We start from the raw sequence: 22,444 nt of genomic DNA on the forward strand, positions 1-22,444 counted from the left end.
AAGCGGTTTAAACTGTTTCCAATGTTTTACGGAACTGAAGGAACAGTAAGACGCTTGGCATTTGCCGCTCTCGTGCAGCCTGTAAGACAGTTAAGTGCTTAGAGGCCGTCAGCTTATGAAATCACCGACCCAGACCAACGCAATTGACTTCGACAGTGCCAAATTGCAACGCCTGGGGTTTGGTCAGCCGTCCCTGCTTCCACGTCGCCCCACCACACTTGCGCAACTTCGTCAGCAACTGAACCAGCAGTTGCAAACCAGCCTTGAGCCGGAGCGCATTCTGGCGCTGTTCTTTCGCGAAGTTCAGCGGCTGGTGCCGCTGGACGCGCTGCAATATCGCCATGAGGCCAGCGACTTGCGCCTGGAGTTTGGCCATCGCGGGCATCACTCGGTGAGCTACACCTTGAGCCATGAAGGCGAGCATCTGGGCGAGTTGATATTCCGGCGCAACCAGCGTTTGCTGGACGACGAGTTGGCGCAACTTGAGTCACTGCTGTCGACGTTGCTGTACCCGATGCGTAACGCCCTGCTCTACCGCGCCGCCACCCGCAGCGCCCTGCGTGACCCGCTGACCGAAACCGGCAACCGCATTGCGATGGACCAGACGCTGCAACGGGAAATCGACATGGCCCGGCGGCACCTGAGCCCGCTGTCTTTGTTGATGCTGGACATTGACCACTTCAAGAAAATCAACGACACCCACGGCCATGCAGCGGGCGACATCGTATTGCGCGCTGTCGCCGACTCGATCAAAAGCCAGTTGCGCAATGTGGACATGGTGTTTCGCTTTGGCGGGGAAGAGTTTCTGATCCTGCTGTCGAACACCGGCCGGGACGCGGCAGGTATGGTCGGCGAACGCCTGCGTCGGGCGGCAGAGGCTCAGGACTATTGGGCCGATGGCAAGCGAATTGAACTGACGGTGAGCCTGGGTTGCTCGACCCTGTTGGCCGCCGAGTCGGCAGAAAGCCTGTTGCGGCGGGCCGATAACGCCCTGTACGTGGCAAAGCGCGAAGGCCGCAACCGCTTGGCAATGGCGGGGTAAAACCCCGCCATCACGCTTACATCACGCCTCGCTGGCGGCGCGAACCTGACGTTCACGAACAACTGCTGGGGCCTTTGCTTTTTCGTTCTCCAACCGCATGCAACTTTCCAAAAACAGGTACATGTAGTCGTAGCTCTTGCACACCGCCTGACGCAGTTCTACCTGCAAGGCCTTGCTCGGGTTCATCCCGGCCAGGGTGCAGATGATTTCCAGGGCTTCCCAAGGATGGGCATCGTCGTATTGCGCGTGCATCTTCAACCACTTCATGGCGCGTTTACGGTCTTCTTCAGGGAAGGCGGCCGCATACACGCCGGTCGAACACACCACGGCAGACCACTCCCCAGTCGCCCCCTCAATCGCGTAGTTGGTCGCGGCAATCGCCACGATCAACGAATCGGCCGAGCTGGTGTGCCAGCACCAGTGACTCAGTGCGTGCAACTCCGGTGGTACGTTCTGCGCTTGCAACTCTTCCAGGCTTACACCGTGGGCGCGCGCCCAGTGCACCCAATAGTCGGCGTGGTTGAGTTCCACGCGAATATTGCGCATCAGCCACCGGCGCGCCATATCCTCCCCAGGATGACGGGCAAACTTGGTCTTGGTGAGGTTCTGTGCCATGTACAAGGCAAACTGTTCAACCACTGGCCAGCCACCGATCAGGTAGTGGCGCATGGTCTTGGCGCTGAGCGTGTTATCACGCATGCGCTGGTACAGTTCGTGTTCGACAACCCGGCGCTTGCTCTCGCTACAGTCCTGGATCAGTTGTTGCGCCCAGGCTGGGTAACTCGAGGCTTCCATAAGCGGGCCGGTTCGGTTGAAGGTGTCGATCACTGTAGGGCTCCTTTTCTAGTGTGATTGTACAGACCGTCGAATGCTTCAGCGGAATGTGCCGGGCGCCTTTAGCAACAGTGGCTGCGGCCGCACGGGTCGGCACTGCAGACTATCAAAGGTAAACAATTGCGGACGTTCGATCAGGTAGCCCTGAGCATAATCCACACCGATCTCAAGTAAAGCTTGCTCGATCAGCGGTGTTTCAACAAATTCGGCAATTGTGCGCTTACCCATGACGTGGCCAATGTGGTTGATCACTTCGACCATGGCACGGTTAATCGGGTCGTCCAGCATATCCTTTACGAAACTCCCGTCGATCTTCAGGAAGTCTACAGGTAAATGTTTAAGATAAGCGAACGAGGACATTCCGGCACAAAAGTCATCAAGTGAAAAATGGCAACCTAAGGCCTTGAGTTCATTAATAAAGCGGATTGCACTGCCCAAATTGGCAATAGCGCTGGTCTCTGTTATTTCAAAACAAATCATTTCCGGCGGAATGCTGTAAGCCTCGAATTTCTCACGTAAAAACCCGAGAAAATCATCATCGCCAATAGTTATGCCTGACAGATTAATCGCACACATAGCCATAGGACGGCCTGCACGCTCTTGCATACAACGGGCGATAATCTTAAAGACGTTTTCCACGACCCAACGATCCAGCGAAGTCATCAAACCGTAACGTTCTGCAGCCGGAATAAAACTGTCCGGCAAGATGATCCGACCCGCCTCGTCGTGCAGGCGCAGGAGTATCTCAATATGACCATTACCACCATCGGTATGGCCCAACGGCGAGATTTCCTGGGCGTAGAGGCAAAAACGATCTTCCTCCAAGGCCATGTGCAGGCGTTGTACCCAGGCCATTTCGCCAAAACGCATGGACAATTCCGAATCATCGACATGGTAGACCTGCACCCGGTTACGGCCCTTTTCCTTGGCCATATAACAGGCCATATCAGCGGCGCGCAGCGAAGTTTCCAGGGTGGTCGGCGATTGCGAGATATGCACCAGACCAATGCTCACGGTGGTCATGAACGGCCGGCCCTTCCACACAAAATGCAGGCTTTGCACGGTATGGCGCAGGCTTTCAGCGATCTTTTCCGCCACCGCTGCCGGGCAGTTCTCCAACAGGATGCCGAATTCATCGCCGCCCAGGCGCGCCAGGGTGTCGCCTTCGCGCAGGTCCGATTGCAGCAACGCACAGATATGCCGCAGCAGCTCATCGCCCGCCGCATGCCCGCAAGTGTCGTTGACCAGCTTGAACTGGTCGAGGTCGAGGAACATCAAGGCATGCCGCCCGCTTTGCTGGCGCGCTACCTGTTGCAGCACCTGCTCCAGCCGGAACTCGAATTCGCGGCGGTTGGCCAGGCCAGTCAAGGCATCGTGGGTCGCCTGCCACGACAGGTTGGCGATGTACTGGCGCTCCTGGGTCATGTCGTGCAACACCAGCACCGCGCCGCTGACCTTGCCGGCGTTGCGGATCGGGGCACCTACCAGGGTGACTGACACCGTGCTGCCGTCCACGCGCTGGATCAGCTTGGAATGCTCGCTGCCACCGCTGAGTTCACCCTTGATAATGTGTTCAATCAGGGCGAAGCCATCGGGCTCGGCGTTCTCATCAAGCAGGTTGAACAACGCCGCCAGCGGCAACCCTTGGGCCTGCGCGTTCTTCCAATGGGTCAGCGCCTCGGCCGCCGGGTTCATGTAGGCAATGGCGCCGTCGACATCCGTGGTGATCACGCCGTCGCCAATCGACTCCAGGGTGATCTGCGCCCGCTCCTTCTCGGCTTGCAACGCGGTGGCGAAGGCGTGGCGCTGGGTCAGCAGTTTATGGGTACGCAGCAGTGCCAGCACGATCAACCCCAGGGCGGTGGCCAGGTTGGTGATCAGCAACAGGCGCAGGATCATCCGCGAACCTTCGCCCAAGGCATCGCTGAAGGCCTTGGCGGCTGGCGTCACGCCGTCGTTGATGGCGATGATGCGCGTCTTCCAGCCAGCAATGTCGCCAGGGCTGACCTGATCACTGCGGATCGCCCGGTGCATCGCCTGGGCCAGGTCATCCAGTTGCACCAGGTAACCATCGCCCACGGTCCACAACTCGATGGCTTTTTCCAGGTAGCTGAAATGGCGAAAATTGAGGTACAGCCAGATCAGATTGGACACGTCATCGGGGTGGTTGCCGCCCTTGAGGATGCCCAGGCGCGCGGCCGCAAGGTCGGGCGTGGGACGGTCCAGCGCGACGCGCAGCTCATGGCCGCCCTGGGGCACGGCGATGGCTTGCCGGTATTTGAGGAACGTCGCTTCGTCGCGGTTATCGGCGTAAAGGCTCAGATAGTAGATGGCGTCTTTCTGGCCCTTGGACCACAAGCTCTCGCCTGCTACATAGCCGCGCACCGCTGACAGCATGTAGAGGCTGACGCAGCCCAGCAATGCCTGGAACAGCACGACGGCGATAAAGGGCCAGACAATGCCCAGCAACCGAGGCTTGCTTAACGTCGCTGCGAGAGTACGCTTTTGCTTCATGAGGTCCCTTGCACATGCACTGCTTGATACGCACGCGAGAATCCGCTCTCGATAGCTCAGCCAAATCAACGCACTTGTTGCAGATGCCCGTAGAGCTTGGCGTATAACCCTCCATCGGCAATCAACTGCTGATGGTCGCCATCTTCGGCGATATGCCCGCCATCAAACACCAGTACCCGGTCGGCCTGTTTCACCGCAGAAAGCCTGTGGGCGATGATCAGTGTAGTACGCCCACTGAGAAACCGCGCCAGCGCCTGGTGCAGGTTGTACTCGGTGGCTGCGTCCAGGGCCGAGGTGGCCTCGTCCAGTATTACCACTTTGGGCTCGGCCAGCACCATGCGTGCAATCGCCAGGCGTTGGCGTTGCCCACCGGAAAAGCGCACCCCCGAGCGCCCCACCACACTGTCCAGGCCCAAGGGCAGTGCCTTGACGGTAGCATCCAACTGGGCGATTTCCAGTGCCTGCCAACAGGCTTGGTCACTGCGGGCGCGGCCCATGGTCAAGTTGGCGCGCACGGTGTCGTTGAACAGCGCCGGGTGTTGCAGCACCACTGCGACGTTTTCGCGGATGGTCGCCAGGCCGATTTCCTGCTGGGTAGCACCGCCGAAACGGATACTGCCCGCTTGTGGGGTATAGAGCCCCAACAGCAGTTGCACCAGGGTACTTTTGCCGCCGCCGCTGGCGCCGACAATCGCGACCTTCTCGCCGGGTGCGATAGCCAGGTTCAACTGGTTGAGTACCAACTCTTCGCCATAGCCGAAGTTGAGGCCGCGCACCTCGATGCCGACGGTCTCACGCCCGGTGAACGGGTCTTCGCCGCCGGCATATTGCGGCTCGTCGGCCCGCGCCAGCAGCTCGTTGATCCGCGTCAGCGCACCACCCGCCGCGTAGTAGGCATATTGCAGGTTCAGCAGCTGCTCCACCGGGCCGATCATGAACCACAGGTAGCTGAACACTGCGAGCATCTGGCCGATGGACAGGTCGGAAAACAACACCGTGAGCATCGCCGCCGCGCGGAAGATGTCGATGCCGAACTGGAACAACAAGCCACTGGCGCGGCTGGAGGCATCGGTTTTCCATTGCGAATGGATCGCGTAGTCGCGCACTTCCTTGGCGCGCTGGCCCAGGCGCCCGAGGAAAAAGCCTTGGCGATTGCCGGCGCGCACTTCCTGGATGGCGTCGAGGGTTTCGGTCAGCGCCTGGGTGAAGCGCGAAGTGCTGTCGTTCTCGAGCTTCTTCAGGTGTTTGACGCGTTTGCCCAACTGCACCGTAGCGTATATCACCAAGGGGTTGAACAGCAGGATCAACAGTGCCAGTTGCCAATGCATCCACACCAGAATCGCCGAGGTGCCGACCAGCGTGAGCATGGCCACCAGGAAGCGACTGAGAGTCTCGCCGACAAACTTGTCCAGGGTGTCCAGGTCGGTGACCAGATGCGTGGTCACCGTGCCACTGCCCAGGCTTTCGTATTCGCCCAGGGAAATCCGCTTGAGCCGTTCGATCAGGCGCACGCGGATGCGGTACACAATGTCCTTGGCCAGCCGCGCAAACAGCCGCGCCTGCACCACGTTAAACACCAGCGCACCGCAGCGCAGGCATAAGGTCACCAACAGCATCAGGCCGATATAACCGGCTGCCTTCTGCCAACCCAGTGGCAACGCGTGGTTCATCACCTTGAGCGCAGCATCGCCGTGCCCCAGCAGCACTTCGTCCACCAGCAACGGCAACAGCAAAGGGATGGGCACGCTGCACAGGGTCGCCAGCACGGCAACGCCATTGGCGATCCACAGGGATTTCTTGTGACGCAGGGCCAGGCGGCGAACTTCCGCCCAAGTCAGTCGGTCGGTGCGTTTGGGCTCATCCTGCACAGGTGGCACGCTCCAGCCATCGGGCGAGCAAGGGCGACAGCTCGGACAACGGCTGATAACCGTTGGTCAGCAACGCCAGCTGGCCATTACGCTCGGCCAGCAGCGTCGGGAAACCGGCGATGCCCAAGTCCTGCACCCAGGTAAAGTCAGCCGCCGTCGCCGCATGTTGCTCGGCGCGGTCGAAGGCGCCGGCAAACTCGATGCGCGGAATGCCCGCCTGCTCGGCCAGTTCCACCAGCACGCTGGCAAGGGTCACATCGCGGCCCTCGACATAAAACGCACGCTGGATCAGCCCCAGCAGTGTCCAGGCGCAATCGGGCGCCAGGCTGCGCGCGGTGACGATGGCGCGGCACGCAGGCTCGGTGTCATAGACAAACCCGTCGGGCAACGCGCCTTCGCGCTTGAACGGCTGGCCGGTGGCGTCGGTAACGGCCTGCCAGTGCTCAAGGATATAGCGCCGTGTAGTCGGCTCGAGTGCCGCGCCGCTGCCGGTGCGCAAACCGCCCACCACCAGGTGCACATCCACGCCGGCCGCCTGGGCCTGCTCAACCAGCGCCTGCGCCACCGGGGCAAAGCCCCAGCACCAGGAACACATCGGGTCCATCACATAGAGCAGGCGCGCGGGCATGGGTCAGGCCTCGGAAGGGGTTTGCTTGTAGTTGAAGCCAATCGGGTGCGGCATGTTGCGGGCCTTGGCCAGTTCGATCTGCTTTTGCCGGTCGATGGCGCTGCGACGGGTCTTCTCCGGCAGCTTATCCCAGCAATGCGGGCAACTGATGCCAGCCACATAATGCTCGGACGCGCGGTCTTCTACGCTGACCGGTGTGCGACAGGCATGACATTGATCGTAGTCGCCTTCGCTCAGGTCGTGACGCACGGTCACGCGATTGTCGAACACAAAGCAGTCGCCCTGCCATTTGGTTTCTGCCTGCGGCACCTCTTCGAGGTACTTCAGAATCCCGCCTTTAAGGTGGTAAACCTCGTCGAAACCTTCGCTGAGCATGTAGCTGGAAGCCTTCTCGCAACGAATGCCGCCGGTGCAGAACATCGCGACTTTCTTGTGCCTGGCCGGGTCGAAGTTGGCTTTGATATAGTCAGGAAATTCGCGAAAACTGGTGGTTTTCGGGTCGATTGCGCCTTCAAAGGTGCCGATCGACACTTCGTAGTCGTTGCGCGTGTCGATCAACAGCACTTCAGGGTCGCTGATCAACGCGTTCCAGTCCTGCGGGTCGACGTAGGTGCCGACCTTTTTGTTCGGGTCAACGCCTTCGACGCCCAGGGTCACGATCTCTTTTTTGAGCTTGACCTTGGTGCGGTAGAACGGCTGATCGTCGCAGTACGACTCTTTGTGGTCGATGTCGTCCATGCGTGGGTCGTTCTTGAGCCAGGCCATAAGACCATCAATGCCTTCACGGCTGCCGGAAACGGTGCCGTTGATGCCTTCTTCGGCGATCAGCAAGGTGCCTTTGATGCCGTTATCGACCATTGCCTGCAACAGTGGCTCGCGCAGGGCGACGTAATCTTCGAGGGTGACGAACTTATACAGTGCCGCCACGACAATCGGTTGAGTCATGGGTGTTCTCTCCAGGTGGCTACCCTCGTAAGGGGTGAACCGGATGCAAAAAAAACGCGCCGGCTAAGCGGCGCGTTGCGGATTCTAACAAAATTGGCGACGCTTATGGGCCGCCTCTTTACTGTGGCGAGGGAGCTTGCTCCCGCTGGGCTGCGAAGCGGCCCCGATAAGGCGATTGTGACCTTTCACAAAGATCGCAGTGATGGGCATCTGGGCTGCTGCGCAGCCCAACGGGAGCAAGCTCCCTCACCACATAACGCCCATGCGCCACAGTGTCAGTGCCCGCCGGCGCAGGTCGGCGAGGCCGGGGCTGCGTCGATTTTCGCCCATTCGTCAGGCGTGTAGGTATGCAGCGCCAACGCATGGAATTCGCTCATCAGGTCACCCAGGGTGGCATAGACCTTCTGATGGCGCTTTACCCGGTTGAGCCCCTCGAACTGCTGGCTGACCAGCACGGCCTTGAAGTGGGTCTGCAACCCACGGCTGTGCATATGGCTTTCATCCAGCACGCTCAAGTATTCCGGGCTCAGGGCGACGAGTGCCGATTCGATACGCTGTTGCATGGTCATTCCTGTTTACTTCTTCTTGGCCGGGGCCGGGGCTTTTGGCGTCAGCTCGTTGGTCATGTCTTCGAGCAGCTTGTTCACCACAGGTACCGCGCTTTCCAGCTTGGCCTGGGTCATCTGGGCCGATTGCTGGGTCAGTTGCGGCATTTTTTCCAGGACTTTCTTGCCCAGCGGCGACTGGTAGAAGGCTACCAGGTCCTTGAGCTCGGATTCGCTGAAGTTGGTGGTGTAGAGCTTGACCATGTCCGGCTTCAGCTTCGGCCAGCCGATGGCCTGGTCCAGCGCAGCATTGGCCTTGGCCTGGTAGCTGTCGAGTACGGACTGCTTGGCGGCAGGTGCCTTGGTCTGGGCGAAACGCTGGGCAAACATTTGCTGCACTTGCATGTACACCGGGGTACCCAGCTTGTCAGCGTGGGCCAGGGTCAGGAAGGCTTCGGCACTGGCGTTATGGCTGGCGGTATCGGCAAAAACCTGGCCGCTGGCGCAAACCAGAGCAACCGCGGTACAGATGGCACGAAGACGAGTCATCGAGTTTCCTTTCTAGCAGGCGAGGTAAGACCCCAAGGGCGACCATTCTGCGCCTAAAAAACCTTGCGGCTCAACCCCAGGCCTTGTTCAGCCTGGTTTTGCGGGGGCACGGGGCTGGGATCTGCCTTTCTATGCGAGCCGGCTTGTCGAATCGTCGCACCGCTGCGATGCAAGCACCGCGGTTTATCAGTGACAACCCGTTGACGCCATCGCAGGCGGCCCGAACCGCATGGGAATACCCTCGATGAAAAGTCTTTTATGGAACCCCACCAACGGATCACAGCCTAAACTGCGCAAACGAACCTGAAGGAGTGTGCCCGATGAGCCGTATCGAAACCGACAGCCTGGGAGACGTCCAAGTCCCGGATGACGCTTACTGGGGCGCCCAGACCCAACGCTCGCTGGTGAACTTCGCCATCGGCGAGCAACGCATGCCGCTGGCGGTGTTGCACGCGCTGGCCCTGATCAAGAAAGCCGCAGCACGGGTCAACGACCGCAACGGCGACTTGCCCGCCGACATCGCCCGCCTGATCGAACAGGCCGCCGATGAAGTGCTCGATGGCCAGCACGACGACCAGTTCCCGCTGGTGGTATGGCAGACCGGCAGCGGCACCCAAAGCAATATGAACGCCAATGAAGTGATCGCCGGCCGCGCCAACGAGCTGTCGGGCAAGGCCCGTGGCGGCAAAAGCCCGGTGCATCCCAATGACCATGTGAACCGCTCGCAAAGCTCCAACGACTGCTTTCCCACAGCCATGAGCATTGCGGCGGTGCAGGCGGTTCATCAACGCCTGTTCCCGGCGATCGCCACGCTTTCTGGCGGTTTGGCCGAGCTGGCTGCACGCCATATGAAACTGGTGAAAACCGGCCGCACCCATATGATGGATGCCACGCCGATCACCTTCGGCCAGGAAGTCTCGGCCTTTATCGCCCAACTCGACTACGCCGAGCGCGCCATCCGTAGCGCCCTGCCCGCTGTGTGCGAGTTGGCCCAGGGCGGCACCGCCGTGGGCACCGGGCTCAATTCGCCGCATGGCTTTGGTGAGGCGATCGCCTCCGAGCTGGCGGCCTTGTCCGGCTTGCCGTTCGTTACCGCCCCCAACAAGTTCGCCGCCCTCTCCGGCCATGAACCGCTGGTCACCCTGCACGGCGCACTGAAGACCCTGGCGGTGGCGCTGATGAAGCTCGCCAACGACCTGCGCCTGTTGGGTTCCGGCCCACGCGCAGGCCTGGCTGAGGTCAAGCTGCCGGCCAATGAGCCGGGCAGCTCGATCATGCCCGGCAAGGTCAACCCCACCCAGTGCGAAGCGCTGTCGATGCTGGCCTGCCAGGTGCTGGGCAATGACGTGACCATCGGCATCGCCGCCAGTCAAGGGCACTTGCAGCTGAACGTGTACAAGCCGGTGATCATCCACAACCTGCTCGAATCGATCCGCCTGCTGGCCGACGGCTGCAACAACTTCCAGGAGCACTGCATCGCAGGCCTTGAGCCGGATGCCGAGCAAATGGCCGAGCACCTGGAGCGCGGCTTGATGCTGGTCACGGCGCTCAACCCGCATATCGGCTACGACAAGTCGGCGCAGATTGCCAAGAAGGCGTACGCCGAAGGCTTGACGCTACGCCAGGCGGCGCTGGACCTGGGTTATCTGACTGATGAAGAGTTCGACCAGTGGGTGCGCCCGGAGAACATGCTGGAAGCCGGCCACTGAGAGAACTGGCGACTCGGTGAGTCAGTTAAAGCTGGCTGGGGCTGCTGCGCAGCCCAACGCAGGGCAAGCCTGCTCGCCACAATGAGAGTGTTCGTCCTTAAGTAAGGTATTAAGACGCCATACGCACCCGCCGGGCCTTGAGCCCGGCGAGCAGCGACGGCGCCAGTGCTACCGTCGCTGAACCCAGCATCACCACCAATGCCCCTATATAGCCCACGGCATTGATCTCTTCTGCCTGCACATAGTCCGGCCACAGCCACGCCGCCGCCGCCACCGCCACAAAGGTCACCAACGGCGTAAGCGCCAGGGTCGCACTGACGCGCGAGGCCTCCCAATGCGCCAGTGCTTCGGCAAACGCACCATAGGCCACCAGCGTGTTCATGCAGCACGCGAGCAGCAACCAGCCTTGCAGCGGACTCAATTGCAACGCCTCCAGCGGATGTGCCCATGGCGTGAGCAACAGGGCGCACGACAAGTAGATCACCATCATCACCTGCAGCGAATTCCACACCGTCAGCAATTGCTTCTGGCCCAGGGCGTAGAACACCCAGATGGTGGTAGCCAGCAGGATCGTCAACACGCCCGCCGTGTAGGTGCCCATAGAGGTCAGCAGCTCAGCCAGGCGCTGGTTGAAGAACAGACCAAAGCCCAGGATCAGCACCGCCAGCCCCATGCCCTGCCCCAGGCTGAAACGCTCCTTGAACACGAACACACTGGCGATCATCAAAAAAATCGGCCCCATCTGCACCACCAATTGCGCGGTGCCGGGGCTGAGCATTTTCAGGCCCACCAGGTACAACACGTAGTTGCCCACCAAACCACACACGGCCATCGCCACCAGCCAGCCGCCCCTGGGACCAAGCACCTTGCGACTGGGCAAGCGTTTGCTCAGCGCCAGGTAGATAAACAGGCAACTGCCGGCCACCACCAGGCGAAACCAGGTGACGGTGATCGGGTCCATCACCTGCAACACTTGCTTGAGTTTGATCGGCAGAATGCCCCAGAGAAACGCAGTCAGCAGGGTCAGGCCAAAACCATAGACCCAGCGACCGGAAGAGATGTGCATGAGCGCCCCAAAATGCCAGAGGTGGAGGAGCTGGCATTCTAGGGCGAGGCGTTGTGCTTTGGGTATCGATCATTTGGGGGTCAGGGCACCCCCATCACCAACACACCACTGCCGCTGATGGCGCCAGGCGTCGGCAGTGAACCATTGCGCCGCACCAGCGAAAACGTCACATCATCGCCGCCCACACTGTTGGTGATACGGGTGAGGAATGAGCCGTTGACAGACACTGCAGCACCGCCGCGCAACAACGCCGTGCCCACATCGGGATTGCTCATGATCAGCAGGCGCGGGTCGAACGCGGAACGGGTGCCTTTGTAGGTAATGGTGATCGGTGTGTTGATCCCACCGTCGGGGCATGAGTAGGTCAGCCTGCGGTTACTGACGACGGAGGATGTCAACGGGTCGGAACCTATGGCGCGTTGGTGGACGTCGCCGAAGTTGATCTCGATCGGGTTGTTATTGTTGATGGTGCAGGTGGAGGGCGAGACGGTGAAGTTGTTGGCCGCCGTGTAGGTCACCGTGAGCTGTGGCCGGGTGCCGTCGTAATTGTTCGAGCTGGTCAGGCGCAACAGGCCGAGGTTGTCACCGATACGAACATCGAACGGGTTGGACGGATAATTACGCAGCAAAATGTAGGGGGTGACATTGATCGGGTAAAACACTCCGTTGTTGGGGATGTTCGCAATCCCTATGCCGGACGGCACCGGCGTGTTTCGAAAAGCGCCGTTGATGCGTAAACCGGTGCCTTCGCCGGCAAATTTTGGTCCGGGAGTCCAGGCCGTACCTGCGGCGCTTCCACTGACCCAAAAGTCCGTATGCCAAGCGGGGCCTCCGCTATAGGTAAACCGACACTCCAGCCTTGCACCTTCGAGCATGAGCCTCGTGCGATCTGCAGCCAGGGTGACCGTCACCGGCACCTGCAGGTTGGGGTTGCCATTCTGCCAAGCCCCGCCGTTAACACGGCAATCGACGGCGTGCGCGGTTGTGGTAAAACCCGCCAGGGCGAGAAGCGCCAGCGCGCCATAAAGTGATTTCATTTTGACTTCTCGTGATTTTTCTACCCAGGCGCCGTCCGAGGAATATTCAGCCCCCTGTTCGCGCCGCCCGTTAGAGTGTTGGGGTTAGTAGGGTTGGCTGCCGGCGAGCTTGGGCCTTATGGCACACCCATTACGAGCACACCACTGCCGCTTATGGCGCCTGCGGTCGGCAAGGAGCCATTGCGCCGCACCAGCGAAAAGGTCACATCGTCTGCTCCCACACTGTTAGTGATACGGGTCAGGAACGAGCCGTTCACCGGCACCGCAGTACCGGCATGCACCATGGCCGTGCCCACATCCGGGTTACTCATCATCAACAGCCGTGCATCGAAGGCCGAGCGGGTGCCTTTGTAGGTGATGGTGATGGGCGTGGTAATGCCGCCGTCCGGGCATGAGTAAGTGAGCCTGCGGTTGCTGACGACGGAAGAGGTCAACGGGTCGGTGCCGATTGCCCGCTGATGGACGGTACCGAAGTTGATCTCGATCGGATTGTTATTGTTGATGGTGCAGGTGGATGGGGAGATGGAGAAGTTGTTGGCGGCCGTGTACGTGAGCGCGAGCGTTGAGCTGCCGGAGTTATAGTTATTTGTCTGGTCCAGGTTTAACCTTCCGAGGACGTCTCCTAATCGAACGTCGATAGGATTGGTCGGATTGTTACGCACCAAAATATAAGGTGTGACATCGACCAGCACGCCGATGCCGTTGTTAGGCATGGTCGTCATTCGGATACCATTCGGGACCGGGGTATTTTGATAGCTGCCGTTGATGCGTAAGCCGGTGCCTTGGCTGGTGAACTTCGGGCCTGGCACCCAGGCCGGCCCCACTCTTGCGGACGTAGCCCAGTAGTCCGTATACCAAGGCTGGCTACCGCCAAAACCCGAGAACCGGCACTCTAACCTTGCCCCTTCGAGCATGATACGAGTTCTGTCTGCGCTCAGTTGAACTGTGACGGGAACTTGCAGGTTTAAAGTCCCACCCGCACCTACAAATATCCAAGCCCCGCCGTTCACACGACAATCAGTTGCACTCGCAGCCGTAGTCATTCCCATCAGTACAAGAAGCACAATGGCTCCATAGCGCTGTTTCATTTTTTAATCTCTCGCGGCTTTTATCTACCCGAATGTCGCCCGCCGGGCACTCGGCTCACGTCGTGAAGAGGACGTAGCCGCTACGGATAGTCCAACGTAAAAGTAGAGGTCACCGTGTACGCACCGTGCCCAATGGTTTGATCTCTTATCGCCGTCGGCTCGCCCTGCACATAGGCCTTGAGTTCGATCACATTGCTACCATCGCTCAGCACCTGCTCATCGCTGACGGTATTCAAGGGCAACGGCTTGTCGCTCAGCGTCTCAATACCAACGCCAATCCCCGAGGCACCACTGCCACCGTCCAGCGCGAGCAAACCTGGAAGTTCGCCATTTTCGGCACCGCCGAAGGTGATGGTCACGGTGTTGCCAATGGTGGTGTCACACTCTTCCAAGTGCAGTTGGAACCGCTTGCCCACGGTTCGCGTGTTGATATAAAGGTGCTTGCTGGTGACGTCCCAGAGCTCCAGCGTGATGGCCTCATCGCCAGGGCGGATGGTGCAGGCCTCTTCCACCAGGTTGCCCTTGAACATCAGGTTGTCCGCGCCGTGCCCCAGGGGGATCAGGCCGACGGTGAGCAATAACGCCAACCCGCCTTTTTGCACAATTTGGTCTCGCATCGACTCAACTCCTACTGGTATTCGGCCAACAACGTGGCCACCGCCGTAAACCGCGCGGGCGTCAAAATGGTGCCTGGCTGCTGCACGGGCACCACCTCCAATGTCGGCGGTGACGACAGGGTGATGTCCAGTGGCGTATTAAGTGGAAGTGGCAGGTTATTCTGGAAAATCCGAATGCCCAGTGCCGGCACACTGGTCTGTACCGCTGCACCGTCAAATGAGGTGGCTGTGCCGTTGACGCTCAATTTGAGCTCCCACGGCAGCGTGTCGGTGCCACAGTTGATGGCATAACCGACGCCCCGGCGGTATTTCACACCATCGACGCGTTTTACCCCCACATCGCCAAAATCCACCTCAATGGTGTTGCCGCCGTCAATGGTGCAGGGCGGCGGTTCATTCAGCGTGCCGCTGAACGTCAGGTTGGCCGACGCACCACTGCAAAGGCCGATGGAACACAAGGTAAGCAACACGCGTTGCTGCCAAAATGTCATTGAGCATTCCTCGTCATTGGTAATCGACCACCAGGGTTGCCACAGCATCAAATGCCCCGCCGCTCAGCGTGCTGCCCACGCGTTTGACGGGCACCGCCTGTACCGCCGGGAAGTTGGGATAGGTAAAATTCACGGCCGTATTCAACGGCCAGTCAGCGCCATTCACGAACAGCTTGACCCCAAGGTCGGCCTTGCGGGTCGACAGCACGCGGCTGTCAAACCCGGCGCCGGTGCCTTTGAGTTCCAGGGTCAGGGCGTTGCTGAACGGCGAATTACAGGTGACGGTATAGGGCACGTCACGACGGTAATTAACCCCGTCTACCCGTGACGTCTGCAGGTCATTGCCGAACGGCACATCCAGGGTTGCGCCACTGTTAATCACGCAAGGCGGCGGCGCGATGATGACCGCGCGGATGGTCAGGCTGGTGTCGGCCTGCACGCATTGGCTGACAGGCCACAGTAAACCGCCACCGATAAGAATGGCCCACGGGCCGATTGAGTTAGCCATCGCTCTGCCCTTACTCATAGTTGAGCCTGAATTCCACCACGGCCCTGAAAGCCCCACTGCTCAACGGCGCCGAGGTGCGCGTAGGCCGAACATTCCAGGTCTGGGTATTGCGGCCCACGGGCAGAATCAACGGTTCGCCCTTTGAGCCCAGCTGTACATCCCGGCCAAGGGGATCGGTCAATTGCAGGCCCATCCCGGTGATGCCCTGGACTTTGACCAACCGTGGATCATCGGCGTCGGCCGGCGCGACAAACGCCACCGACAACACAGGTTGGTAAGCACTCCATGTCAGGTTGCCCGTGCGTTCGTTGCGCACGCGACCGGCGGTGCGCATACAGTCGGTAAAACGCAGTTGAAAAGCCTTGGCGGGCGCCTGATCACCAGGCCGTTGCAAATGGCTGGTCGACACCGCGTCCAGGTCCACCGTCTGGTGCAATGAGGTCATATCCAGACTGCAAGGCGACTCATTCATGGCCCCGAGGACATTCAACATTCCGCTCATCCCTTCGATATCTTCGTCATCGTCGGCGGCGTGCGCGCCCATCGCCAAGACCCATAACAGGCAGCCCAAGACCTTCACACTTTGCGACTTCATGATGTTCTCCAGCAGCATTACTCATTTCGGCGCTGAGGCCTGCGCGTTGACCTGGCACGTATTGCCATTGCAGGTGAACGCCAGGAGTGGACGGCCGCCGTAATCATTCACATAGGCCAGATAAGGTGACGTACCCAGTGCCTTGGCACTGGGGCCCAGGGTCAGCGCGTCCTTGGGGGGAACCATCACCGGTGCAAAGCCCGGCACGGTTTTACCGTCTTTGCTGGCACGTGCATCCACCAGGGTCACGTAGTACGGCGTCGGGTTATGGACCCGGTAGTGGTCGCCTTCGCGGGTCAGGGTCAGTTTCTGCTGCCAGGGGTTGGACAGGTCTTGCTGGCTCGGCGCAATCGCATCCGGGCGGTAGAACAACTTGATGCGGGTTTGCAGGGCAATTTGCAGGGTGTTGGATTTATCACTGCGCGGCGGGATTTCTCGCAAGTTGAAGTAATAGACCGTCTCGCGGTCCTGCGGCAACGACTTGGCGGCCGGCAGCGCCTGGACTTTCACCTGGCTTTGTTTGCCGGGTTCCAGGCGCTGCACCGGCGGCAGCACGATCAAGGGTGAGTTGATTTTTTTACCGGTTTCATCCTCGATCCAACCCTGGGCCAGGTACGGCAGCTGAGTATTGTTGTTGGTGATGTTCACGCTGGTGGCATCTTTGCCGCCATCGAAAATCACCCGGGTACGATCCAGGCCAACCGCGGCGCTGGCGCCCTGGCTCAAGCCTAGGGCCAGCAGCGCGAACGCTGGGAAGGTGAGGCGCATATCAAGCTTCATGAGGCTGTGTTCTCCGTGTCGGTAAGCTCCCCGGTCAGCGTGGCTGGCTCGGGCAGGGATGGGGCAGCGGCAACTCTCTGGCAGCGCAGCTGCAGGGCGTGCGTCAAGCCATCGACGGGCAGAACGGTGGGGAGCGTGAGGATGCATTGCTCGTTGCCGCCCCAACTGACGACCATCTGCTCGCCGGCCTGCAGGCCGCTGAGGTAGACATTGCCGCCGTCATTCACAATGCCGGTGTCCTGTTGCTTGAGGTTCTTCACCGTGGCGCCAAAGGGCGGCGAACTGCCATCCGGCAGGCGCAGAATCGCCATGGCTTTTTCACCGGCAATCACGCTCAGCGAGCGATAACCAATCGCCCCTTCGGTGAGCGTCAACTGCGTGACCGATTGAGTGGCTTCGACCGTGCTCGGCAAGCGCTCCAGGTCCACGCTGGCTGCCGTACGCTGATAGCTGCTGATATCGGAAATAACCGCTTTGCCGAAGGCATTGCTACGGGTCGGCGAGCCGTAACCGCGCACCGGCACGTCGGGTACACCGCCGGTGTCGAGCATCAGGCGCGTGCCGCCGGTACTGGTGGTACGGTGCACGGCCGCGCCATATTGCGTGACCGTGCCACCGCCACGCGCCGACACACCCAGGCTGCTGTAGCCGCCCTCTTGCGTGCTGGCGCTGACGTCGATATCGGCCTGGTCGCCCATATGGCTCAAGTAACCGCTGGCGGACGAATCGCTGGCACTGAGCTGATAGCTGTTGCGCTCATCGAGACGATCGCTGTAGCGCGTCGCAAAGTTGTTCCTGCCGGCGGTGCGGCTGGCGTCCATCGACAATGTGCCGGTGCGCCCCAGCGGCAGGCTGACCGTGACGGCCATGCCGTTGTCTTTGTAGTTGTATTCCTGGGTGCGGTACATGTTCAGGGACAGGCTCATGTTCTTGACCGTGCCCACGTTGAAGTAGCGCGACAGCGACAGGTTCCAGCGCTGGGTGTCGGGCCTATCCCAGTAGGTTTGCTTGTTGTAGCTGGCGTAGACGGTGGCGCCCAGGTCACGAAACTGCTTGTTGACCGTGACCGTGTACAGCGCCTTGTTGCCACCAATCGGCTTCCAGCCCTCATTCGGGTCACGGTAATCACCACGCCCGCCGAGTTCACCGTTCAGCCCGTAATACCGGGCATCCAGGTATTCACTCATGCTCAAGAAGTTTTTCTCGGAGAACCGGTAACCGGCGAAGGTCACCTGGCTGTCGTACTGCTCAAAGTTCTTGGAGTATTGAAGGCGGTAGGATTTACCCGAGAGCGTCTCGTTCCACACCTCGGCGTGAGACTGCGTCACATCCAGCGAGACCGCGCCGAACGCCAGCAAGTCGCGCCCCGCCCCCACGGACAACGCCCGATAGTTGTTATCGGTCATGCCGCCGCCAAATAACGACCAGCCATTGCTGATGCCCCAGGAAAACTCCCCGGTGCCGAAAAAGTCGCCGTCACCGCCATGCTGAAGGTTGGACGGGCGCCCGGATGCCAGCTTGTAACGTACTTGCCCCGGGCGGGTAAGGTAAGGAACCCCGGCCGTATCCATCTGGAAACTGTGGACCGAGCCGTCCTGTTCTTCCACCCGCACATCGAGCTTGCCCGTCACTGCATCCTGCAAGTCTTGAATACGAAAGGGCCCCGCCGCTACCAGGGTTTCGTAAAGCACGCGGCCCTGTTGGCTGATGATGACTTTGGCATTGGTCTTGGCCACCCCGACCACTTCCGGCGCATACCCACGCAGGTTGGGCGGTAACTGGCTTTCATCCGAGTTGAGCGCGGCACCGGTAAAGCGGAAACTGTCGAACAGGTCCGAATACAGGTAGTTCTCGCCCACCACCAAACGTGCCTTCAGCGCAGGAATGGCGCGGTACGCGTAGTAGCGACTCCACTCCAGCTTTTGCGGCCCGGCCGCTTCCTGGCGGCCACGCTCGACGCGCCCCTGCCAATCGGCCCGCAACCGCCAGGCGCCGGCATTGGCGCCAACGGTGCCGTTGCCACTGAGGTTATTGCGGTTACCATCGCCGCGCTGGTAGTTGGACTGCGCCGTCAGACTGTAGTCAACCAACAACCCCGGCACCCCTTCGTCCCACCGCGAGGGCGGGTCCCAGTTGATGGCACTGTATTCGAGGTAGGCCTGGGGCAGATTGATGCTCAGCGTGGACGTGGCCAGGTCGCCACTGACCTCGGTGCCCGGCAAGCTTTGAACATCAAGGCATTCGCCGCCCTTCCACCAGGCAAGTTTGTCGGCATCCGCCGCTTTTAGACCCAACTGTTCCACCAGGCTGCGAGATAAACACGCCTGACTGCCTTTGGGATCATTATCGGGGTGATAGAACGCCACCGATTGTTCGGCAATTGGCTGGCCGTTGATGTGCACGACCATCGAGTACGTGCCGGGCAAAATAAACCCGCTGCGCGCAAATTGAGACAAGTCAATGTTGGTGCGATCAATCAAGTCAAGAACGTCGGTATTAAACTCGATATCCCCGGCACCCAATGCAGTTCCCGCCAGAGACATCAGCCCGCCAAACAGACTCGGGCGCAGCGTGTTTTTGATCTTCGCTGTATTCAACATGAAAGCCTGTCCATCAATGTTCAAAAGTATTCCAACTTGAACCGCACTGCGGCACTGTGGGCGCCCACTACCAGTGGCAGTCCATTGCCAACCAGATAAAACCTGTAGTTAAGTGTCATATCGCCCTCCGACAGTGGCGTAGGCGACATTCGCTGCCCGGGAATACTCTCTTCGCCGGCCGCGTCCACAATGTGCAGGGCAACCCCCTGGGAGCCACCGAACACAGCGAAGGAAAGCCCAGCCCGGTCGGTCGGCCCATCAAACGTCACCCGCATGTGCTCCCAGTCAGGCAGGGTTGCCCCTGGGCGCGACGGGTCCGGACGTGTCAGTGAGCAGTTGACCAAACGCAACTGAAACGGGTGATCTTCTCCCCGCGTGTTGCGCAACAGCCGGCCAACTGGCTCCGACGGCATTTCGATGGTTTGATCGATACTGCTCAGCTCCAGCCCGCAGGCTGAGTCCACGACTTCCCCGCCCAACAGGACGACGCCTTCACCCTGCGAAGCGTCCTGGGCCAGAGCGTAAGGGCAGATCAACGTCGTCAATGAAGAGGCGATAGCCAAACGTAGGAATGTTTTCACCTGGATCTCCCGTCAGCGTCCCCCCGCCACACGTGGTGGCGGGGGGAAAAACTTACTGATAAGCCAAGGTAAAGTTGGTTACTGCGCTGAAATCGCCAGGAATGATCGGGTCCGTGGCGGCACCTTGCACATAAGCGCCGAACTCCAGGGTGTTGTTGCCGGTGGAGATGACTTGCGGGGTGGTAGGAACACCCAGCTCAACAGGTGCGCCACCGTGGGTCATCATGATGCCCACGCCGCCAGCGCCGCCGACCGTACCGATCGCACCTGGAACCACGCTCGACGGTGCGCCGGTGAAGGTCGTGGTCACGGTGTTATCGGTCAGGCCGGACAGGTCGCAGCCTTCCAGTTCAATCAGCACGCGGCGCGCTTCAGACTTGCCGCCCGATTCCAGTTGGTGTTTGGCAATCGCCCCCAGGCGAACGGTCTGATCCACAGAGTCAGGCTTGATGGAGCAAGCACCCGAATGCACCGACCCCAGAAACGTGACGGTCCCATCCGCTGCCTGCGCAACAGAGATCGAGCCGGCCAACAGACCGATAGACAACAGCGCAGCTTTCATTTTGGTATTCATCTACAGATTCCCACTTATTAACAAGTGTCATTAAAGAAGCCCGGCCACAGGTCGGTGCAGGGCTGATTAAACGAGCGGTTATAACCCGTGCTGTTAAGCCGATGATTCCTGAGTTTTTCCAACTTGTTGTATTGCAATCCAGGAATCAGCTCAACGCCGGGCAATTCTCCACTTCACACTTGAGCAAGTAAGCCGTCTGTTTCCGCAAACCAAGTAGCCGCAGTACGCCAAAGCGCGCAGGAAAAACATGGCTATTTGCCAAAACTTTAAAACTGGCTGAAGGAAAAGGACTACATGCAGATTAATGAGAACAATTCAAATCAGACCGTCTCTGTAAGATGGGGATTACGCGCATTAAAAAATAACCGTGTTTACGGACTTTGAGCAACTAATCAAACAAGCAGAGAAGTACCTGATTATTACCAAACAGCGAATGCGCAAAGGGGGAGCACGCTCCCCCTTTTGTATGGATAGGTGTGAGCTGTCGATTGACTAACGCACCGCCTCAAACAATCCGGTAGCGCCCATGCCACCGCCCACGCACATGGTGACGATGCCGTAGCGCAGGTTACGTCGCTGCAACTCACGCACCAGGTGCCCGACCTGCCGCGACCCGGTCATGCCGAACGGGTGGCCAATGGAGATCGAGCCACCGTTGACGTTGTATTTGCCATTGTCGATTTCCAGGCGATTGCGAGCATAGAGGCACTGCGAGGCAAACGCTTCGTTAAGCTCCCACAGGTCGATATCCGCCACCTGCAAACCCTTGGCCTTGAGCAATTTGGGTACCGAGAACACCGGTCCGATGCCCATCTCGTCCGGCTCGCAACCGGCCACGGTAAAGCCACGGAAAAACGCCTTGGGTTTGAGTCCCAATTGCAGGGCTTTTTCCAGGCTCATCACCAAGGTCATCGAAGCGCCATCGGACAACTGCGAAGAGTTGCCCGCCGTCACCGAACCGTCTTCGGCAAACACCGGCTTGAGGCCATTGAGGCTGGCCAGTGTGGTGTCCGGGCGGTTGCAGTCGTCACGGTCGACCACGCCATCGAGCACCTGCACCTCGCCGGTGTTTTTGTCTTCGACCTTGTACTTGACGGCCATCGGCACGATTTCATCGTTGAACAAGCCGTCGGCCTGGGCCTGGGCGGTACGTTGCTGGCTTTGCAGGGCGTACAGGTCCTGTTCTTCGCGGCTGACGTTATAGCGGCGCGCGACGATCTCGGCAGTCTGGCCCATGGGGAAGTAGATGCCCGGCACCTGCTCTTTGAGCAGCGGGTTGATCAGGTTATCGGTGTTGACACTTTTCATGGTCAGGCTGATGGACTCGACGCCACCGGCAACGATGATATCGCTGCAACCCGAGGCAATCTGGTTGGCCGCAATCGCAATCGCCTGCAAGCCCGAGGAACAGAACCGGTTGAGGGTCATGCCCGCCGTCCCGGTGCCCAGTTGCGAGAGCACCGCCACGTTGCGCCCGATGTTGTAGCCCTGGGCACCTTCGTTGGAGCCGGCGCCGACGATGCAATCCTCGACCGTCGCCGGGTCGACGCCATTACGCGCCAGCAGCGCGTTGACGCAATGGGCCGCCATGTCATCCGGGCGTGTCTGGTTGAACTTGCCACGAAAGGACTTGGCCAGGCCGGTTCGCACGCTGTCGACGATCACTACTTCACGCATGGGCTACCTCGATCTTGTGGTTGGGAGATGGACCGAGCATAGAGGCCGGCCTGCCCAACCGCGACGATCATTCACCTGGCATATACAAAAGCATGACCGCCTGAACGAGGCTTCTGTGGCGAGCAGGCTTGCCCTGCGCTGGGCTGGGCTGCGAAGTGGCCCCAAAACCTGCCAATGAGGTCTGCCTGAGAGAACG

21 protein-coding genes are annotated in these 22,444 nt (G+C 59.9%); 2 read left to right on the plus strand and 19 right to left on the minus strand.

What is annotated here, in order from left to right; genetic code table 11:
* The first annotated feature begins 115 nt into the window (after nt 1-115).
* On the plus strand, nt 116-1,042 hold the full coding sequence (locus GIW28_RS04320; protein WP_017137791.1) for a GGDEF domain-containing protein: 927 nt from the start codon (nt 116-118) through the stop codon (nt 1,040-1,042).
* A gap of 21 nt (nt 1,043-1,063) precedes the next feature.
* On the opposite strand, the gene GIW28_RS04325 is transcribed toward GIW28_RS04320, so the two are convergent.
* The 7 genes from GIW28_RS04325 to GIW28_RS04355 all read right to left on the minus strand — a co-directional run bounded on the left by GIW28_RS04325 (nt 1,064) and on the right by GIW28_RS04355 (nt 8,925).
* On the minus strand, nt 1,064-1,870 hold the full coding sequence (locus GIW28_RS04325) for a TenA family transcriptional regulator (RefSeq protein ID WP_017137792.1): 807 nt from the start codon (nt 1,868-1,870) through the stop codon (nt 1,064-1,066).
* A 45-nt stretch (nt 1,871-1,915) separates the two neighbouring features.
* The gene (locus GIW28_RS04330) at nt 1,916-4,390 is read right to left on the minus strand and encodes an EAL domain-containing protein (protein ID WP_236447669.1); all 2,475 of its coding nucleotides are present in this window, start codon (nt 4,388-4,390) and stop codon (nt 1,916-1,918) included.
* A 65-nt stretch (nt 4,391-4,455) separates the two neighbouring features.
* The gene (locus GIW28_RS04335; protein ID WP_017137794.1) at nt 4,456-6,258 is read right to left on the minus strand and encodes an ABC transporter ATP-binding protein; all 1,803 of its coding nucleotides are present in this window, start codon (nt 6,256-6,258) and stop codon (nt 4,456-4,458) included.
* Entirely contained in the window at nt 6,248-6,853 is a 606-nt protein-coding gene (locus GIW28_RS04340; RefSeq protein ID WP_177034541.1) for a DsbA family protein, read from the minus strand. Before GIW28_RS04340 ends, GIW28_RS04335 begins: the two co-directional genes overlap by 11 nt.
* A gap of 36 nt (nt 6,854-6,889) precedes the next feature.
* Nucleotides 6,890-7,831: an oxygen-dependent tRNA uridine(34) hydroxylase TrhO gene (gene trhO / locus GIW28_RS04345; protein WP_017137796.1), complete on the minus strand. Its 942-nt coding sequence runs from the start codon at nt 7,829-7,831 to the stop codon at nt 6,890-6,892.
* Between the two features lie 275 nt (nt 7,832-8,106).
* Nucleotides 8,107-8,400 carry a BolA family protein gene (locus GIW28_RS04350; protein WP_236447670.1) on the minus strand — a complete coding sequence of 98 codons (294 nt, stop codon included), beginning with the start codon at nt 8,398-8,400 and terminating at the stop codon, nt 8,107-8,109.
* Between the two features lie 6 nt (nt 8,401-8,406).
* On the minus strand, nt 8,407-8,925 hold the full coding sequence (locus tag GIW28_RS04355) for a DUF2059 domain-containing protein (RefSeq protein ID WP_017137798.1): 519 nt from the start codon (nt 8,923-8,925) through the stop codon (nt 8,407-8,409).
* 320 nt (nt 8,926-9,245) lie between these two features.
* Here GIW28_RS04355 and GIW28_RS04360 point away from each other — a divergent pair, with 320 nt between their 5' ends.
* Nucleotides 9,246-10,634, plus strand: coding sequence for a class II fumarate hydratase (locus GIW28_RS04360; protein ID WP_017137799.1), 1,389 nt, complete (start codon nt 9,246-9,248; stop codon nt 10,632-10,634).
* Between the two features lie 109 nt (nt 10,635-10,743).
* Here the strand turns inward: GIW28_RS04360 and GIW28_RS04365 are convergent, their stop codons facing one another.
* The 12 genes from GIW28_RS04365 to GIW28_RS04420 form a co-directional block, all read right to left on the minus strand.
* Complete coding sequence (locus tag GIW28_RS04365; RefSeq protein ID WP_236447524.1) at nt 10,744-11,700, minus strand: DMT family transporter; 957 nt, start codon at nt 11,698-11,700, stop codon at nt 10,744-10,746.
* Between the two features lie 80 nt (nt 11,701-11,780).
* On the minus strand, nt 11,781-12,737 hold the full coding sequence (locus GIW28_RS04370) for a fimbrial protein (protein ID WP_017137801.1): 957 nt from the start codon (nt 12,735-12,737) through the stop codon (nt 11,781-11,783).
* 116 nt (nt 12,738-12,853) lie between these two features.
* Nucleotides 12,854-13,825, minus strand: a complete 972-nt coding sequence (locus GIW28_RS04375; protein WP_026013762.1) for a fimbrial protein — start codon at nt 13,823-13,825, stop codon at nt 12,854-12,856.
* A gap of 80 nt (nt 13,826-13,905) precedes the next feature.
* A complete protein-coding gene (locus tag GIW28_RS04380) occupies nt 13,906-14,442 on the minus strand; it encodes a fimbrial protein (RefSeq protein WP_017137803.1) in 537 nt (178 codons plus the stop codon).
* Nucleotides 14,443-14,453: 11 nt separating this feature from the next.
* A complete protein-coding gene (locus GIW28_RS04385; RefSeq protein ID WP_099548933.1) occupies nt 14,454-14,933 on the minus strand; it encodes a fimbrial protein in 480 nt (159 codons plus the stop codon).
* Nucleotides 14,934-14,946: 13 nt separating this feature from the next.
* Entirely contained in the window at nt 14,947-15,441 is a 495-nt protein-coding gene (locus tag GIW28_RS04390) for a fimbrial protein (RefSeq protein ID WP_017137805.1), read from the minus strand.
* 10 nt (nt 15,442-15,451) lie between these two features.
* Nucleotides 15,452-16,036 (minus strand): fimbrial protein, encoded by a 585-nt coding sequence (locus tag GIW28_RS04395; protein WP_026013763.1) that lies wholly within the window; start codon nt 16,034-16,036, stop codon nt 15,452-15,454.
* Nucleotides 16,037-16,057: 21 nt separating this feature from the next.
* Complete coding sequence (locus GIW28_RS04400; RefSeq protein WP_099548932.1) at nt 16,058-16,816, minus strand: fimbria/pilus periplasmic chaperone; 759 nt, start codon at nt 16,814-16,816, stop codon at nt 16,058-16,060.
* Nucleotides 16,813-19,416: an outer membrane usher protein gene (locus GIW28_RS04405; RefSeq protein WP_236447523.1), complete on the minus strand. Its 2,604-nt coding sequence runs from the start codon at nt 19,414-19,416 to the stop codon at nt 16,813-16,815. Before GIW28_RS04405 ends, GIW28_RS04400 begins: the two co-directional genes overlap by 4 nt.
* 20 nt (nt 19,417-19,436) lie before the next feature.
* A complete protein-coding gene (locus GIW28_RS04410) occupies nt 19,437-19,997 on the minus strand; it encodes a fimbrial protein (protein ID WP_017137809.1) in 561 nt (186 codons plus the stop codon).
* Nucleotides 19,998-20,049: 52 nt separating this feature from the next.
* Nucleotides 20,050-20,559, minus strand: coding sequence for a fimbrial protein (locus tag GIW28_RS04415; protein WP_425326919.1), 510 nt, complete (start codon nt 20,557-20,559; stop codon nt 20,050-20,052).
* Between the two features lie 504 nt (nt 20,560-21,063).
* Nucleotides 21,064-22,248 (minus strand): thiolase family protein, encoded by a 1,185-nt coding sequence (locus GIW28_RS04420; protein WP_017137811.1) that lies wholly within the window; start codon nt 22,246-22,248, stop codon nt 21,064-21,066.
* Between the last annotated feature and the right edge of the window lie 196 nt (nt 22,249-22,444).

This window comes from Pseudomonas sp. PA-5-4B (genome assembly GCF_021606215.1).
GTDB classification, from domain to species: domain Bacteria; phylum Pseudomonadota; class Gammaproteobacteria; order Pseudomonadales; family Pseudomonadaceae; genus Aquipseudomonas; species Aquipseudomonas edaphica.

Bases quoted from the DNA above. Each gene is read 5' to 3' on its own strand.
- GIW28_RS04375 (WP_026013762.1), bottom strand. From the start codon at position 13,825: ATGAAACAGCGCTATGGAGCCATTGTGCTTCTTGTACTGATGGGAATG.
- trhO (WP_017137796.1), bottom strand. From the start codon at position 7,831: ATGACTCAACCGATTGTCGTGGCGGCACTGTATAAGTTCGTCACCCTC.
- GIW28_RS04420 (WP_017137811.1), bottom strand. From the start codon at position 22,248: ATGCGTGAAGTAGTGATCGTCGACAGCGTGCGAACCGGCCTGGCCAAG.
- GIW28_RS04405 (WP_236447523.1), bottom strand. From the start codon at position 19,416: ATGTTGAATACAGCGAAGATCAAAAACACGCTGCGCCCGAGTCTGTTT.
- GIW28_RS04380 (WP_017137803.1), bottom strand. From the start codon at position 14,442: ATGCGAGACCAAATTGTGCAAAAAGGCGGGTTGGCGTTATTGCTCACC.
- GIW28_RS04400 (WP_099548932.1), bottom strand. From the start codon at position 16,816: ATGAAGCTTGATATGCGCCTCACCTTCCCAGCGTTCGCGCTGCTGGCC.
- GIW28_RS04360 (WP_017137799.1), top strand. From the start codon at position 9,246: ATGAGCCGTATCGAAACCGACAGCCTGGGAGACGTCCAAGTCCCGGAT.
- GIW28_RS04365 (WP_236447524.1), bottom strand. From the start codon at position 11,700: ATGCACATCTCTTCCGGTCGCTGGGTCTATGGTTTTGGCCTGACCCTG.
- GIW28_RS04330 (WP_236447669.1), bottom strand. From the start codon at position 4,390: ATGAAGCAAAAGCGTACTCTCGCAGCGACGTTAAGCAAGCCTCGGTTG.
- GIW28_RS04340 (WP_177034541.1), bottom strand. From the start codon at position 6,853: ATGTGTTCCTGGTGCTGGGGCTTTGCCCCGGTGGCGCAGGCGCTGGTT.
- GIW28_RS04415 (WP_425326919.1), bottom strand. From the start codon at position 20,559: ATGAAAGCTGCGCTGTTGTCTATCGGTCTGTTGGCCGGCTCGATCTCT.
- GIW28_RS04390 (WP_017137805.1), bottom strand. From the start codon at position 15,441: ATGGCTAACTCAATCGGCCCGTGGGCCATTCTTATCGGTGGCGGTTTA.
- GIW28_RS04355 (WP_017137798.1), bottom strand. From the start codon at position 8,925: ATGACTCGTCTTCGTGCCATCTGTACCGCGGTTGCTCTGGTTTGCGCC.
- GIW28_RS04370 (WP_017137801.1), bottom strand. From the start codon at position 12,737: ATGAAATCACTTTATGGCGCGCTGGCGCTTCTCGCCCTGGCGGGTTTT.
- GIW28_RS04350 (WP_236447670.1), bottom strand. From the start codon at position 8,400: ATGACCATGCAACAGCGTATCGAATCGGCACTCGTCGCCCTGAGCCCG.
- GIW28_RS04395 (WP_026013763.1), bottom strand. From the start codon at position 16,036: ATGAAGTCGCAAAGTGTGAAGGTCTTGGGCTGCCTGTTATGGGTCTTG.
- GIW28_RS04385 (WP_099548933.1), bottom strand. From the start codon at position 14,933: ATGACATTTTGGCAGCAACGCGTGTTGCTTACCTTGTGTTCCATCGGC.
- GIW28_RS04320 (WP_017137791.1), top strand. From the start codon at position 116: ATGAAATCACCGACCCAGACCAACGCAATTGACTTCGACAGTGCCAAA.